The 18,065-nt window shown below is 68.4% G+C and carries 1 protein-coding gene; it reads right to left on the bottom strand.

All coding sequences use genetic code 11. The features are described 5' to 3' along the window. Positions 1-84 precede the first annotated feature (84 nt). Positions 85-18,024 carry a non-ribosomal peptide synthetase gene (locus CBI38_RS04040; RefSeq protein WP_109326613.1) on the bottom strand — a complete coding sequence of 5,980 codons (17,940 nt, stop codon included), beginning with the start codon at positions 18,022-18,024 and terminating at the stop codon, positions 85-87. Positions 18,025-18,065 lie beyond the last annotated feature (41 nt).

The raw sequence follows: 18,065 nt of genomic DNA, 5'->3' as shown, positions 1-18,065 counted from the left end.
GAGTCGACTCAGATCGTCCGAAAGCGGAAAAAATGAAGAGCTTGTGACGTCAGCACCGGCCGTCGCATCACCGCCCGGCGGGTCTTATCGGTCGATCTCCATTCTCGAAGCGTGATGCACGGCGTCGGCCAAGTGTGTGGCGAGGAGTGGGCCGATCACACTGACTGCGGAAGGTTCGGTCATCTGCCAATGATTCGCACTCACAGAATGATTCGTGATCCGCCCGTTCACCCAGGGACGCCAGGTGCCGACCGCACGCCGCAGCGTCGGATCGTCGTGCGCCGCCGTGAAGAACAGCACGTCGCCGTCGAACAACCCGGGCCGGTAGTCGCGCATGAGGGTGGCGTTGTGGTGCGCGGCCGCGGTCAGGCGATGCAGGTGCTCGGGGCTCAGGGCCGACAGCACGTCCGCCGTGTCCTCCTCGCGAACCGCCGCCTCACCGCTGCCCTGCGACTGCTGCGTTTCCGCGAAGCTGTCGAGCATGACGAGTGAACCCACCACCTGGCCGGTCTCCTGCAGTCGCACCGCCATCGCATGGGCAATGACGCCACCGATCGACCAGCCGGCCAGATCATAGGGGCCTTCGGGCTGGATCCGCTGCACCTCGGCGAGATACCGGTCGGCAAGTTCCTCGATCGAGCCGGGCAGCACCTCTCCCACGACGGCCGGGGTCTGAATGCCGAAGACGGGGCGGTTTTCGTCGATGTGTTCGGCGAATCCCGTGTAGCACCAGGACAATCCGCTGATCGGATGAATCCAGAACACCGGCGTCCCCGCCCCACCCGCGCGGATCGGGAAGACCACGTCGAGCGCGGGGTCCTCGGTGTCGGCGTCGGCCGCGTCCATGCGGGCCGCGATCGCGGCGGGTGTCGGCTCGGTCATCAGCCATTGCAGCGACACGGTCACGTCGCTGCCGGCCCGTAGACGGCTCACCGCCCGCATCGCGGACAGCGATGTGCCACCGAGGTCGAAGAAGTTGTCCTCGGCGCCGACCCTGTCGACTCCCAGGACTTCGGCGAACACCGCCGCGACCGTGCTCTCGTACCCCTCGTTCGGCCGACGATATTCGGCAGCAACGAAATCGGGGCGCGGCAGCGCATCTACGTCGAGCTTCCCGGTGTGGGTGAGCGGGACGGAATCGATGCACACCACCGCCGACGGCACCATGTGCGTCGGCAGAAACTCCGATACAAATGCGCGCACCCGAGCGGAGTCTGGCGCGGACCCCGCGGCGGGGACCACGTAGGACACCAGCACGGTGTCACCCGACGGGCCGCGACGGCCGAGAGTGATCGCGTAGTCGACGTCCGGGTGTTCCAGTACGGCGGCATCGATTTCACCGAGTTCGATGCGGTAACCCCGGATCTTGACCTGGTGATCCGAGCGGCCGCTGTACTCGAGTTCACCCGTTGCGGTCCAGCGGACGATGTCGCCGGTGCGGTACATGCGCTCGCCGGGTGCGCCGTAGGGGTTGGCGACGAACCGTTCGGCGGTGAGGCCGTGCCGGGCATGGTAGCCACGCGCCAATGCCGGTCCCGCGACATACAGCTCACCGGAAACACCGGCAGGAACAGGGCGCAAGCGGGTGTCGAGAACCATGACCTCGAATCCACGCACCGGATGCCCGATCGTGACAGGCGCACCAGCCACGAGGTCGCCGACGGTCGAGATATCGGTCGCCTCGGTCGGTCCATAACCGTTGAGCATGATGCGTCCCGGCTGCCAGCGGGCCACCAGTTCCGGAGTGCACGCCTCACCACCGACACCGAGGACGCGCAGTACCTCCAGCCCCTCAGGGTCGATCGAAGACAGCATCGCCGGGGTGATGAGCGCATGCGTCACGTGCTCGTCCCGGACGAAGGCGGCCAATTCGTCCCCGCCGATCACGCTCGGTGGAGTGATCACCAGGGTCGCTGCGGCGGAGAGGGCGGACATCATTTCGCCCACCGCCATGTCGAAGCTGGGCGAGGTGTTGTGCAGGAACCGGGACGACTGCTCGACGCGGTAGTGCTCACGGCGTTCGGCGGCGAGGTTCGCAAGGCCGCCATGGGTGACGACGACACCCTTCGGCCGTCCTGTCGAACCGGACGTGTAAATCATGTACGCGGGGTTCTCGATACGCACAGGCCGTGCGCGTTCCGCTTCGGTCACCGGGGTGGCCCGGGTGGCGTCGAGCGCGTCTGTGATCTCGTCGAGATGGAGCCAGGAGGTATTGTCCGGCAATCCATCCCGATCCGCAGCGACGGTGATGCCGATGCGGGCGCCGGAGTCGAACAGCATGTGGTCGATGCGCTCCATCGGATAGGTGGGATCGACGGGGAGGTAGGCGGCACCCGTTTTAGCCACCGCCCATACCGACAGCACCGATTCCACCGACCGCGACAACGCCACAGCGACGAACGTTTCGGGTCCGACACCCTGCGCGAGCAGCAACCGGGCCAGACGGTTCGACCAGGCATCGGCCTCGCGGTACGTCCAGTCTCGCCCCTTCCAGGACAGCGCGACCCGTTCCGGGGCGGTACGTGCGGCGGCGTCGATGATCCCGGCGAGGGTGGTCGGCGCCGCGGCCGGTAGACCGCACACAGGCGCGAGGGCCGCGTGCTCGTCGGGGTCGAGGATTTCGATCCGGCCGATCGGTGCGGCGGGGTCGGCCACCAGTGCGGAGAGAACCCTCAGCAGCCGTGTGCGGAGCGCGGTCACGTACGTCTCGTCGAACACATCGGCGCGATACCTGAGCGTGAACCGCAATCCGTCGTCGGCGAACACCGTGAGAGTGAGCGGGTAGTGGGTGGCTTCCTCGCCGGACACACCGAGGACGGTCAGGCCGTCGATCGACGTCACCTCGGCCAGTGCTTCGGTGTCCACGGGATACGACTCGAACACCGTCAGCGTGTCGAACAGGGCGCCGCTGCCGGCGGTCTGCTGGACATCGCTCAGGCCGAGGTAGTGGTGATCGAGCAAAGTCGCCTGTTCACGCTGCACTCGGATCAGGAGGCCGGCCGCCGATTCGTCCGGGTCGATGCGCACCCGCACGGGCAGGGTGTTGATGAACAGGCCGACCATCGACTCGACGCCCTCGAGTTCGGCGGGGCGGCCCGACACCGTCGCCCCGAACACCACGTCGTCGCGGCCGAGCATGCGGGACAGCAGAATTCCCCATGCGGTCTGGACGAGCGTGTTGAGCGTGACACCGAGTTCCGCCCCGAGTGCGGTAAGCCGGGTCGACAGTTCAGGTCCGGCGTCTGCGTCCACCGCCGTCACTGCGGTCGGTCCCGGCTGTCCGGAACCGTCGGAGGCGACGAGAGTCGGCTGCTCCATACCGGCGAGAGCCTCGGCCCACGCGTCCCGGGAGGCGGCACGGTCGCGCGATGCCAGCCACGACAGGAACGTGCGGTACGACGGCACCCGCGGCAACACGGACGCGTCACCTCGGGTGGCGTACAGAACGAGGAGTTCCTTCAACAGCAACGGCATGGACCAGCCGTCGACGAGGATGTGGTGCAGGGTCACGGCCAGGACGTGGTGCCCGTCGCCGCCGTCGAACAGCGTGAACCGCAGGAGCGGCGGCTCAGCGAGGTCGAACCGGCGCTCGCGGTCGGCGGTGAGCGCCGCGTCCCGCGCAGCGGCTCGAGCGGACTTGTCCACGGACCCGAGATCGATGGTGCGCCAGGGGATCTCCACGCTGTCGAGGACCACCTGCACGAGTTCTCCGGTACTCGCGCCGACGAACGCTGTGCGCAGGTTCGCGTGCCGGTCGAGCAGGGCGGAGATCGCTGCACGCATCCGGTCGGCGTCCACGACGCCACCGAGTTCGAGCACCGTCTGCGTCGTATAGACGTCCACCGTGTCCTGCGCGAGCTGCGCATGGAAGGCGAGCCCGTGCTGCAGCGGCGACAGCGACCAGACGTCGGACAGTGCCGGGTACTGCTCTTCCCACAGTTCGAGGTCCCGCTGCCCCACCGCGACGAGGGGCACGTCCGACGGCGTGAGCCCGCCCGCCGTTCCGCTGTCCACATGCGCCGCGACCGTGATGAGCGCACTGGTCCACAGGTCCGCAAGGTCCCGGACGTCGGCCGCCGACAGTAGTTCCCGGGGATACGAGAAGGTGGCCGTCAACCTGGACTCGCCGTCCACACCGGTGACGATCGCGTTGATGTCGAGAACGGCGGCGGCGGGCATGTCGTCGTTGCCGACGCCCCCGAGGTCGCCGAAGTCAGTGGTGGGCGTCCAGCCCAGGTGCGCGAACTCCTCCGGAATGTCCGCCTCCGATACCCGGCCCAAGTAGTTGAAGCTGACCTGAGGGGTGGGGAGGTTGTCCAGCGCCGCGGCGGTCTCGGAGTTGAGATGGCGCAGCAGCCCGAAGCTCAGCCCTCGGACAGGTAGTGCCAGCAGGTTTTCCTTGACGGCCTTGACGGCGCGGGACGTGTCGGCTGTCCCGGCCAGGGCGGCGACGGCGTCGATTCCACCGAGGTCGATCCGAACCGGATACACGCTGGTGAACCATCCGACCGTACGGGATAGGTCGGCGCCGGGCGCCGCCTCCGCCTCGCGTCCGTGGCCCTCCAGTTGCAGGAGAAGTGAAGACTCGTCGATTCCCCGGCGACGCCTCCAGGCGCTCACGGCCAGCGCGAACGCGGCGATCAGCCCGTCGCCGACGCCGCCCCGGAAGGCAGCGGGAACGGACGTCACCAGTGATCGCGTCACCGCCGCGTCGAGTTCGACACGCACGTGGTCGACCGTGGCCAGGACGTCGATGGCGGTGTCGAACGGCCGGGACCCGAGCGTCGGGTCCGGACCGTCGAGAATCCCCTGCCAGAGCGGCAATTCGGCAACACGCTCCGGGCTGTGCGCGTCCTCGGTCAGGGCGTGCGCCCACCGGCGCATCGACGTGCCGACCGGCGGGAGCGTCGCAGCCTCACCGGACGAAATCTGCGCCCACGCGGCGATCAGATCCGGAATCAGAATGCGCCAGGACACGCCGTCGACCACGAGGTGGTGGGCGGAGACGATCAGACGGCCGCTCCGTCCGGGCACGCCCACCGGGTCGAGCCAGACGCACTGCAGCATGATGCCGGCCCGCGGGTTCAGGCGGTCCAGCGCCGAATCCAGTTCACGCCGAGCCGGTTCGGTCGGATCCGTCCGCGGATCCCAGTCGATCCGGTGCACGAGAGAGGCGACATCGACGGCGCCTGCCGGTGCCACCTCGAGCGTGTCGTCACCGACGAGGCGGGCACGGAGGATGTCGTGGTGCTCGATCACGGCCGACAGGGTCGCGATCAGACCCGCCCGGTCGATGCCCACCGGCAACTCCAGTGCGACCGACTGCGAATAGCGGTCGAGAGTGCCACCGCGTTCGGTGACCAGACGCATCACCGGAGTGAGCGGCATCCGGCCGACACCGCCGCCCGGAAGTTCCTCCAGCACGACGGGTTCGGTGTCGGTGGCGTGGGCCGCCACCTGTGCGAGAGCCGCAACGGTCTTGTGCTCGAACACGTCCCGGGGCGAGATGATCAATCCGTGTGCCTTCGCCCTCGACGCGAGCTGGATCGACGCGATGCTGTCGCCACCCAGGCCGAAGAACGAATCGTCCACACCGACCGTCGGGACGCCCAGCAGCTCGGCAAACACGCCCGCCAGGACCTTCTCATTGTCGGTGACCGGCGCCCGGAAACGCGCGGTCGCGGTGACGAAGACCGGTTCGGGCAGGGCTTCTCGGTCGAGCTTCCCGTTCACCGTCACCGGCAGCGCCTCGATCACCATGTATGCGTCCGGGATCATGGGCGCAGGCAGGGCGTCCTCGAGGTGGCGCCGGATCGCGTCCGTGTCGAGTGTGTGACCGGGGGCTGGCACGAGGTAGGCCGCGAGACGCTGCCCCGACGGAGTGTCGTGGACGACGACGGCGGCCTGGCTCACCGTGTCGTGCCGGGTCGCCGCGGACTCGATCTCCCCCAGCTCGATCCGGTTGCCCCGAATCTTCACCTGACTGTCGCCGCGGCCGAAGTACTCGATTCCGTGCGTTCCGGTCCAGCGGACGATGTCGCCGGTGCGGTACATGCGCTCGCCGGGTGCGCCGTAGGGGTTGGCGACGAACCGTTCGGCGGTGAGGCCGTGCCGGGCATGGTAGCCACGCGCCAATGCCGGTCCCGCGACATACAGCTCACCGGAAACACCGGCAGGAACGGGCCGCAAGCGGGTGTCGAGAACCATGACCTCGAATCCACGCACCGGATGCCCGATCGTGACAGGCGCACCAGCCACGAGGTCGCCGACGGTCGAGATGTCGGTCGCCTCGGTCGGTCCATAACCGTTGAGCATGATGCGTCCCGGCTGCCAACGGGCCACCAGTTCCGGAGTGCACGCCTCACCACCGACACCGAGGAGCCGCAACTGCGGGTGTCCCGCCGGGTCCATCGTGGCCAGCACCGCCGGGGTGATCAACGCATGGGTGACCTGCTGACGGTCCAGAAGCTCGGACAGTTCGTCGCCGCCCACGATCTCGGTCGGCGTGATCACCAAGGTAGCGGCGGCGCTCAGCGCCGACACCATCTCGCCGACGGCCATGTCGAAGCTGGGCGACGCCTTGTGCAGGAAGCGTGACGACCGCTCGATTCGGTAATGCTCGCGACGTTCGGCGGCGAGGTTCGCAAGGCCGCCGTGCGTGACCACGACACCCTTGGGCAGACCCGTCGAGCCGGACGTATAGATCATGTATGCCGGATTCTCGACGCGGACCGGGCGGATCCGGTCTGCGTCGGTGATCGGCTCGGCGCTAGCCGACTGGTGTCGGGCGGTGACATCCTCGGTGTCGAGGGTCAGCCAGACGACGGTGTCCGGCAGCGCGCCCCGTTCACCGGACAGCGTGACACCGAGGGCGGCGCCGGAGTCGGTGAGGATGTGCGCGATGCGATCCGCGGGGTATGTCGGGTCCACGGGCACGTACGCCGCACCGGTCTTGGCGACCGCCCACACGGCCAGCACCGATTCGAGCGACCGCGGAAGGGCGAGGGCCACGAAGGATTCCGGTCCCACGCCGTGCTCGAGCAGTAGCCAGGCCAGGCGCGTGGACCACTCGTCCGCCTCGCGATATGTGTACTCGCGACCGTTCCAGCTCAGCGCGGGCGCGTTCGGGTCGGTCCGGACAGCGACATCGACCAGGCCGGCGAGGGTCGTCGCGCTCGCCGACGGCGCACCCCGTACGCACACCGCCGCCCACTCGCTCGGATCGAGGAGGTCGATGTCGCCGACGATCGCGCCCGAATCGGCCACCACTGCGTCGAGGACACGGACGAATCGCCGGGCGAGGTCCTCGGCGGTCGCCCGGTCGAAGAGGTCGGTAGCGAATCGCAACGCGCCCGACAATGCACTCGCCGAATCGCCTTCGGTCAGGACCAACGCCAGGTCGAACTGCGCGGTGTCCGCCTCGAACGGAACGGGTTCCACCGTCACTCCAGGCAATTCGAAGCGGGTGAGACCGCGGTGCTCGAACGACAGCGCCACCTGGAACAGGGGTGTGTGGGCCTGGGTGCGGACGGGAGTGAGGACGTCGACGAGCCGCTCGAACGGAATGTCCGCGTGCCCGTACGCACCGAGGTCGGTGTCGCGCACCCGTGTCAGGAGTTCAGTGAAGCTTTCGTGCGCAGCGACGTGCGTACGCAGGACCAGGGTGTTGACGAACATTCCGACCAGGTCGTCGAGGTGCTGCTCACCGCGACCGCTGACCGGGGTGCCGACGGCGATGTCGGACGTCGCCGACAACCGCGACAGCACGACCGCCAGCGCCGCGTGCAGCACCATGAACACGGAGGCTCCGTGATCGCGGGCCGTCTGCTCGAGCGCCAGAGCGGTGTCCACCGGAACGTCGAACCGCACGGTGTCGCCGCGCTGCGACGGCACGGCCGGGCGGGGCCGATCGGTGGGCAACTCGAGCACGTCCGGCAGCCCGGACAGCGTCTCGGTCCAGTACCGGATCTGCTGTGCGGCCAGTGATTCGGGATCGGACTCGGCGCCCAGTGCCGCGTGCTGCCAGATCGCGAAATCGGCGTACTGCATCGGAAGCGGTGACCAGTTCGGGGCGTGTCCCGCACTTCGGGCGGTATAGGCGACCATGACATCGCGAGCGAGCGGACCCATGGACACGGCGTCGCCGCTGATGTGGTGCACGACGATGACGAGGACATGCTTGTCGACGGCGGTGCGCAGAAGTCGCCCGCGAAGGGGTATTCCCGCGGTCACGTCGAAGCCGCCGTGCAGGACGCTGGTCACCTCGCCCACAAGTTCGTCGGGGGTCACGTCGACCGGGGTGAGATCGAGGTCGACCCGGTCGGCGGGCAGGATTACCTGCACGGGGCCGTCACCGTTGTCGGGGAAGACCGTGCGCAGCGACTCGTGCCGTTCCAGCACGTCGTGGACGGCGGTGTGGAGGGCCGCGACGTTCAGCGTCCCCGTCAGCCGGATCGCGAGCGGAAGGTTGTACGCCGCCGACTCCGGATCGAAGCGATTGAGGAACCACATCCGATTCTGCGCCGACGACAACGGGATTCGCTCAGGACGCGGAGCGGCCACGAGTGCCGTTCCGCCGCCCGTCCCAGCGAGGACGGCAACGCGCGCTGCGAGTGCCTCGACGGTAGGGGCGTCGAACAGCTCCCGCACGGGGACTCTGCTGTCGAGTGCACGGCCGAGTCGGGCGGCGACCTGGGTGGCGATCAGCGAGTTACCGCCGAGGGCGAAGAAGTCGTCGTCAAGGCCGACCCGCTCGACACCCAGGACGTCGGCGAACACTTCGGCGACAACGCTTTCGGCGGCAGTGGCCGGCGCCCGGAAAACACGGGCCTCGAAAATGGGTGCGGGCAGGGCTTTCCGGTCGAGTTTGCCGGACGTGCCGAGGGGGAAACTGTCGAGAATCAAGATAGTTTCGGGCAGCATGTAGCTGGGCAGCTTTCGTGCGATCGCGGTGCGCAATTCGTCGACGTCGACGTCCGAACCCGCGGTCGGAACGGCATAGCCCACGAGATGATCACCGGTGCTGGTCGGGACGACCAGCACCGCCGCCTGCGACACCTGAGCATGGGCGAGCAGCGCGGTCTCGATCTCACCGAGCTCGATGCGCTGGCCGCGGAACTTGACCTGGAAGTCGGTGCGCCCGATGTATACGAGTTCGCCGGTGGTGGTCCAGCGGACGAGGTCCCCGGTGCGGTACATCCGCTCCCCTGCCCTGGTGAAGGGGTCTGCGACGAAGCGGTCGGCGGTGAGGTCGACACGGCAGTGGTAACCACGCGCCAACTGCACACCGGCGAGATACAGCTCGCCCGGAACGCCCACGGGCACCGGGTGCAACCTCGAGTCGAGGACGTAGACGCGGCTGTTCCACTCGGGTGTACCGATCGACACCGCACCACCCTCAGGGGTGTCGGTGACATCGGCGTAGGTGATCGACACCGCGGCCTCGGTCGGCCCATACAGGTTGTGGACCCGGGCCGTCGAAATCTCGGTGAAGTCGCGAACGGTCGCAGCGGGCAGAGCCTCACCGATCACGAACACGTGCCGCAGCGTGGTCAGCACCTCACGTCCGACACCGTCGGCGAAGACAGACAACATGGACGGCACGAAGTCGGTGACCGTCACCCGGTGCTCTCGAATGGTGTCGGCGAGATACTGCGGGTCGCGGTGCCCATCGGGTGCCGCGACCACGAGGGTGGCACCGACCCGGAGCGGCAGGAAGAAGCCCCACAGGGACACGTCGAACGTGGTCGCGGTCTTCTGCAGATACACGTCACCGGGGCCCAGCGGATACTGGTTCGTCATCCAGGCGATCTGGTTCACGATCGCCCGGTGGGTGACCGCGACACCCTTGGGCTTTCCGGTCGAGCCGGACGTGAAGATCACATAGGCGACACCATCCGGGTGCACCGCCGAATTCGTCAGCGGTGCCGACGAAACGCCGTCGACGTCGAGGGTGTCGACAAGGATGACGGACCGATCACTCGCAAAAGCGTCGCGGGACGTCGACAGGACACAGATCGGGTCGGCCGCATCGAGGATGTACCCGATGCGATCGGCCGGATGGTCCGGATCCACGGGAACATAACCGCCGCCCGCGGTCAGGACCGCGTACATCCCGACGACCAGGTCGACGGATCGGCGCATCGCCAACGCCACCAACGTTTCCGGACCCACGCCCTCGGAGATCAGGACCCGCGCCAACCGGTTCACCCGACCCGCGAACTCCCGGTAGGTCAACGATTCACCCTCGAAGACGAGTGCCGGCGCATCCGGGGCCCGGCGTACCTGGTCCGCGAAGGCGTCGAGCAGCCGGGCCTCGGGCAGCGGATGGTCCGTCCGGTTGCGAATGTCGACCAGCTCTGTGCGTTCCGACGCGTCGAGCAGGGCAACGTCACCGACTGGTGTCGACGGGTCGGTGGCCACGGCCCGCAGGATGCGGGTGAATTGTTCGGCGAAAGCGGCGACGGTCGACGCGTCGAACAGGTCGGTGGCGTAGGTGAAGGACGCGTGGATTCCGCCGTCAGCCTGCTCGGTGAGGGTCAGATGGAGATCGAACTCGGCGGTCTGCAGCTCCGCCGGGACGGTTGAGACCACCAGTCCCGGCAGGTCGAACGTGGCGGGGGTCAGGTTCTGGAAGGACAGGGCGACCTGGAACAGAGGGTGCCGACCCTGGGAGCGAACCGGATCGAGAACTTCTACCAGCCGCTCGAACGGCACGTCGGCATGCGAGAACGCACCCAGGTCGGCTTCGCGGGTGCGCTCCACCAACTCGTCGAACGTGGCCTCCGGCGCGACGTGGACCCGCAGGACGAGGGTGTTGACGAACATGCCCACGAGGTCGTCGAGGGCCTGCTCGCCCCGGCCGGCAACGGGAGTTCCGACCACGATGTCGGCCGAGTTCGAGAGCCGGCTCAGAAACACCGCGTAGGCGGCGTGCACGGTCATGAACAGGCTGGCGTCGCGGGCAGCCGCGAGTTCACGCAGCAATTCGTGGGTGTGGGCGTCGACATCGAATGTCAGCTCGCTGCCGCGGTGTGACTGTCGGCGTGGACGCGGCCGATCGGTGGGCAGGGTGAGCTCGTCCGGCAACTCTGCGAGAGTGCGCACCCAGTACTCGGTTTGGCGGGATACCAGCGACGCGGGGTCGTCCTCGTTGCCGAGCAGTTCGCGGTGCCAGAGGCTGTAGTCGGCGTACTGGACCGGGAGCGGCGACCACCCGGGCTCGTCCTGTTGCGCACGTGCGGTGTACGCGAGCATCACGTCGCGGGCCAGCGGCGCGAGCGAGAAGCCGTCGGCGGCGATGTGATGGACCACGACGACGAGAAGGTGCTCGTTCTCGGAGACCGCGAACAGGCCTGCGCGCAGGGGTGGTTCCACGGTGAGGTCGAATCCCGTGGTCGCGAACTCCACGGCCCGCTGCAGCGCCTCGTTCTCGGTCACCTCGAGCACGGTGAGGTCCGGGAGCGCCGACTCGATGGAGACCAGGACCTGGTGTGGGCCGGTGGGTGAGTCGGGGTAGATCGTGCGCAGTGCCTCGTGCCGTTCGAGGACGTCGCTGAGCGCTGCCTGCAGAGCGGGGACGTCGAGCGTCCCGGTCAGGCGGAGGGCGAGCGGCAGGATGTCGACGGTGGAACCCGGGTCGAAACGGTTGAGGAACCACACCCGCGCCTGCGCCGGAGACAGCGGAATCCGATCCGGTCTCGGACGTGCCTCCAGGACCGGGCGGTCGGACCGTCCGGCGGTGTCCACGGCGGCGGCCAGCGCCGCGACTGTGGGTGCGTCGAACAGTGACCGGACTGACAGGGACGTGCCGCTGGCCGCGCGCAGGCGGGCGATCACCTGCGTGGCGGACAGAGAGTTGCCGCCGATCTCGAAGAAGCTGTCGTCGGCCCCCACCCTGTCGACGTCGAGAATCTCCGTGAACACCCGCGCGACAAGCAGTTCGGAGGGGGTCGACGGCGCCCGGAACACCGTCCGCGCCGCAAATGTCGGGGCGGGCAGCGCCGGGCGGTCGATCTTCCCGGCCGGGGTGAGCGGAAGGGCGTCGAGCAGTGTGACGGTTGCCGGCACGAGCGCGCGGGGCAGCAGTTCGCTCGCGGCCGACAGGATGTCGGAGACGTCGGGGCTGGTTCCCTGCGCAGGCACGACGTAGCCGACGAGCTGATCGCCGAGCCGGGGGTGGTGATGGACGGACGCTGCCGCGGCCACCACGTCGCCGTGCCGGGACAGCGCGGCCTCGACCTCACCGAGCTCGAGGCGCAGGCCCCGCAGTTTCACCTGGGAGTCGGCGCGGCCCAGATAGGTGAGCTGCCCGTCGGATCGCAGCCGCACCAGGTCACCGGTCCGGTACATCCGGCTGCCCTGGGATCCAGAGGGATTGGCGACGAACCGTTCCGATGTGAGTCCATATCGGGCGTGGTATCCGCGGGCGAGGCCGGGGCCGGACAGGTACAACTCACCCGTGACACCGCGCGGCACGGGCCGCAGCCGGGAGTCGAGGACCAGCGCCTGCGCGCCGTCGAGTGGGCTGCCGATGGTGATGTCGGCGCCCGGGGTGAGCGGTTCACCGATGGTGACGACGATGGTCGTTTCGGTGGGACCGTAACTGTTGAAGAAACGCCGCCCCGGGGAGAACTTATCGACCAGCTGCGGTGGGCACACCTCACCCCCGACGACGACGGTGCGCAGATCACCGAGTGCGCTCGCATCGACGGTGCTCAATGCGGCTGGCGCAGTGAGCACGTGGGTGACGCGCTGGTCGCGGAGAAGGGCGGTGAGGTCTTCGCCGCCGACCACCGACGGCGGTGCGATCACCAGGGTGGCCCCGGCGCTGAACGCCTGAATCATCTCGAAGACGGAGGCGTCGAAGCTTGCGGACGACAACCGGAGCACGCGGGAGCGCGACGTAGTGCCCAGTTCCGGGCGTGCCTCCGCCGTGAAGGCGCTCAATCCCGTATGAGTGACCGTGACGCCCTTGGGTGTTCCGGTGGAGCCGGACGTATAGATGAGATACGCCGGATGCTCGAGGCGCAACGGCATAGTGCGGTCGCGATCGGTGACCGGTGCGGCCGACGTGACGTGTGCGACGTCGTCCAGCAGCAGCCACTCGGTGCCGCCGGGCAGCCCCGCCGCGGTGGCGGTGTCGGTCAACCCGAGCGCCGCACCCGAGTCGGAGAGCATGTGCTCGATGCGTTCGCACGGATAGCTCGGATCGACGGGCACGAACGCGGCGCCCGTTTTGGTCACCGCCCACACGGCGAGGGCGGCCTGGGCGGTCCGCGGAAGTGCCAGCGCCACCACCCTTTCCGGACCCACACCGTGCGCGATGAGTACACGCGCCAACTGGTTCGATTCTGCGTCGAGGTCCGCGTAGGAGAGTTCCCCCTGCTCCGACACGAGTGCGATCCCGCCGCGCCCGGCACCGCTCGTGAAGATGTCCGGCAACGTGCGCGCCGCCACGGCAGACGCTTCGGGTGGCGCGGTCAGTGTGGCGTGTTCGTCGGCGGTCAGCAGGTCCAGGTCGCCGACCGCGCATCTCGGATCGGTGATCCCCTGCCGCAGAATTTTCTCGAAGCGGACGGAAAACGAGTCGATCGTGTCGCGGTCGAACAGATCGGTGGCGAAAATCCAGGACGCCGCCATTGCGGCACCGTCGGTGCGGAGGGTCAACTGCAGATCGAACTTCGCCGGCACCACACCGAGATCCAGTGCCGACACCGACAGACCGGGAAGCGTGAGTTGGTTGACGCTCTGATCCTCGAGCGACAGCGCAACCTGGAAGATCGGCGAATATGCCTGGGAGCGTCCCGGTTGCAGTAGGTCGATCAACCGCTCGAACGGCAGGTCCGCGTTGCCGTACGCCGCAAGATCGGTCTCCCGGACGTGCCCGAGCACCTCCGCGAACGAGGACGCCGGGTCGATGTGTGTCCGCAACGCGAGCGTGCCGACGAACATCCCCACCAGGTCGTCGAGGGCCTGCTCGCCGCGTCCCGCGACCGGAGTGCCCACCACCACGTCTGTGGTCGCGGCGAGGCGCGCGAGCAGTGTGGCCAGGGCCGCGTGCACCACCATGAAGAGGGTGGCGCCGTGGCTGCGTCCGAACGCCGTGGCTTGTTCGACGAGTGCGCTGTCGAGGCGGAACGTCGAGATCTCCCCGCGCAGTGACGCCACCGCCGGCCGACGCCGGTCGGTGGGCAGCTCGAGCAGGTCCGGGGCGCCGCGCAGTTGCTGACGCCAGTACGCAGCCTGGCGTGCGGCAACACTTCCCTCTTCGGACTCGGAGCCGAGGAGCTGCCGCTGCCAGACGCTGTAGTCGGCGTACTGGACGGCGAGCGGTGTCCAGTCCGGTACCCGGTTGCCGACGCGGCTGGTGTACGCCAACATCAGGTCACGGGCGAGCGGCCCCATCGACGCGCCGTCCGCACTGATGTGATGCACCACCACGACGAGAACGTGTTCGTCCGGTGACAGCTCGAATACGCTGCTGAGCAACGGGACCGATGCCATCACGTCGAAGCCGGTGGACAGCTCTGCGGTCAGCACTGCGAACAGCTGTTCTTCGTCGTCGACGCGGCGCGGTTCGAGGTCCAGCGCGAGGTCGTCGAGGGGGACGATCCGCTGATACGGGCCGTCGGCAGAGTCGGGATACACGGTCCGCAGCGCCTCGTGGCGCTCCAGGACGTCCCGCAGCGCCGCCCGGAGGGCAGCGGTGTCGAGGTCGCCGGACAGCCGCAGTACGAGCGGAATGTTGTAGGCCACCGACTCGGGGTTGTAGCGGTTGAGGATCCACATCCGGGACTGCGCAGCGGACAGGGGAATACGATCCGGTCGTTCGATTCCCACCAGCGCCGGGCGATCCCCGCGCTCGGCGGCGTCGACCACCGCGGCGAGCGCCGCGACGCCCGGTGCCTCGAAGATCACCCGCACGGCCAACGACTTGCCTGCCGACTCGTTGACCCGGCCGATCACCCGGGTGGCACTCAGCGAGTCGCCACCCAGATCGAAGAAATCGTCCTCGGCCCCGACCACGCCGGCACCGAGCACACCGGCGTAGGCGGCCGCGACCAGCCGTTCGGTGTCGGTGCGCGGGGCCACATACTCGCGGACCGCGTAAACCGGTTCGGGTAGGGCTTCGCGATCCACCTTGCCCGCCGGGGTGAGCGGAACCCGGTCGAGCTCCATCACGGTGGACGGCACCATGTAGCTGGGCAGGAGGCGGGCGGCGTGCGCGGCGAGCGCGGCGTGATCGAAACGCGAATCCGGCCGAATTCGCACGTAAGACACCAACACCGAGGTGCCGCCCTCACGTTCCCGCACGGCGGACACCGCGAAGTCCACCGACTCGTGCCCCGACAGCACCGCATCGATTTCACCGAGTTCGATGCGCAGTCCGTGCAGCTGTACCTGGAAGTCGCTGCGCCCCACATACTCGAGGACGGGTTCCTCGCCGCGGCTCCACCGCACGAGGTCGCCGGTGCGGTACAGGCGGTTACCGCCGCCTACGGGGAACGGGTCGGCGACGAATCGCGATGCCGTCAGTCCCGAACGGCCGTGATAGCCCTCGGCGAGCCCGGGGCCCCCGAGATACAGCTCCCCGGTCACCCCGCGCGGCACCGGCCGCAGCCAGCGGTCCAGGACGACAGCTCGTGCGCCCTGCATCGGGCCGCCGATCGTGATCCCGGCGGGGTCGGTCTGCGGACCCGTCATGGTGATCACGATGGTCGACTCGGTGGGGCCGTAGCTGTTGTAGAGGCGGCAGCGGCTGCCGAACCGCTCGACGAGATCCGGCGGGCACACGTCGCCACCGACGACCACGGCCTCGAGCGAGTCGAGGCCGGCGGCGTCCACGGTTCCCAATACCGCGGGTGCACTGATGATGTGGGTGACCCGCTGCGAACGAAGGAGAGCCGTGAGTTCGTCGCCGCCGTACACGCCCGGTGGCACGATCACCATCGTCGAGCCCGCGCTGAACGCCTGCACCATCTCGAACACGGACGCATCGAAGCTCGACGAGGAGAAGCGCAGCACCCGCGAGTCGCGCGTCACGCCGAGCTCGGGCAGGGCCCACGCGGCGAACGCGGCCAGGCCGGTGTGCGTGACCACCACACCTTTCGGCGTGCCCGTGGAACCCGAGGTGTAGATCATGTACGCCGGATAGCGGGGTGTCAGTGGTATCGGACGATCGGCGTCCGTCACCGGTGCGACTGACAGCTTCGCGCAGGCAGACGTGAGCGCGGAGTCGTCGAGGGCGAGCCATTCGACACCGGTTCCCTCGAGCAGGTCCCGGTGCGCGGTGGCCGTCAGACCGAGGGTCACGCCCGAATCGGACAACATGTGGGCGATGCGCTCGGCCGGGTAGGCCGGGTCGACGGGGACGAACGCCGCCCCCGACTTCGCCACGGCCCACACCGCCACGACGGAGTCGACGGACCGGGTGAACGACACCGCCACGAAGTCACCGGGTCCCACTCCGCGGGTCAGCAGCAGTCGTGCGATCGCGGTGCTGCGCTCGTCGAGTTCGCGGTAGCCGGTCGTTGCTCCATCGAGAATCAGTGCCGTGCCGTCGGGGTTCGCCCGGACCCCGGCTTCGAACAGGTCGACCAGCAGCAACGGGTCGGGTGCCGCCGGGCCGGCGGCAGGCACGAGTTGTGCGTGCTCGTCCGCCGTCAGCACGTCCAGGTGTGCAACCGGGGTGTCCGGGTCCGCGTCGGCGAACCGGGCCAGCAGGTCGAGGAACCGCGCGTGGTGTCCGGCAAGTTCCTCGGCCCCGTACAGGGCGGGGTTCGCCTCGAAATCGATGCGCGACGTACTTCCCGCCACGCTCGGGTACAGGTTGACGGAGAGGTCCTCGACGGGTCCGGTCGACAGGACGTGGAACCGACCGGTGAGCTCGGCGAGGGTGATTTCGGAATGGAAGTTCATGATGTTGATCGCGGGACCGAAGAAGCCCCGCTGATCCTGGGCGGCGCCGGAGTCGCGGCGGATGTCCTCGCTGCGGTAGCGCTGGTGGCGCAACGCACCGGTGAGCTCGAGCTGGACGGCGGAGACCAGCGCGGCGACCGTCGTGTCCGGGGTGATCGACACCCGCAACGGCACCACATTGGACACCATGCCGCCCGATCGACGCAGCACGGCGTTGGTGCGGGCCGACACGGGCAGACTGAGAACGACGTCGTCCGAACCCGTCATCCGGGCGACGAAAGCTGCGGTCGCGGCCACGGCGACAGCCGCGAAGGCAGAGTTGAGACGCGAGGTCGCCCCGTCCACCGACCGGGCGACGTCGGTGGGCACCTGTCCGCCGTGCCAGCGGGACCGAGCCTGCGCCGGGGCAGTGCGGCCCGCGAGGCTGACCGGGACGGGGAGGTTCCGGGATCGGGTCGCCCAGTAGTCGCGGTCGGTGAGGTACCGGGAAGAACCGATGTACGCGTCCTCGGCGGCCGAAACCTCTCGGAGGTCACCCGCCACCGACGGCGGCGGCTCCACAGCCCGGATCTCGGCCGTGTACAACTCGGCGGCGCGGCTCATGAACTTCATGGCGCCGTAGCCGTCGAGAGCGATGTGGTGGATGCGGCAGTACCAGAGATGGTGGTGATCGCCGATCTGCAGGGTGGCGGCCCGGATCAGCCGGTCCGAGAGCAGATCGAGCGGTGCGGTGTAGTCGGCGCGCATCCACTCGAGTGCGGCAGCGTGGGGGTCCGGTTCCGCCCGGAAGTCGTGGTGTCCCACCCCGTCGTCGAGAGTGAGGTCGACCGTCTGGAGTGGTTCGCCGTCGATCTCTACGATGCGGAGCATCCCGCTACCGATCTCGCGGGCAGCGACCTGACCTGCACGTCGAAAAGCATCGACATCCAGAGCGCCCTCGACGTCGATGTACTGCGCAATCGTGATCGGCACTTCGCCCATGAGGTGCTGGGCATACCAGATACCGCGCTGAGCGGCGGTGAGGGCGAAGTAGTGCGAATCATTCTCGTTGACACTCGTGTCAACGCGGGCGGACGTACCAGCCGCGAACTCTGCCGGTTCCACGAATCGTTCTCTTATCTACTAGGAGCGGCGAGAGACGACTC

Source organism: Rhodococcus oxybenzonivorans (genome assembly GCF_003130705.1).
GTDB classification, from domain to species: domain Bacteria; phylum Actinomycetota; class Actinomycetes; order Mycobacteriales; family Mycobacteriaceae; genus Rhodococcus_F; species Rhodococcus_F oxybenzonivorans.
This window is presented reverse-complemented; position numbering and strand designations above follow the sequence as displayed.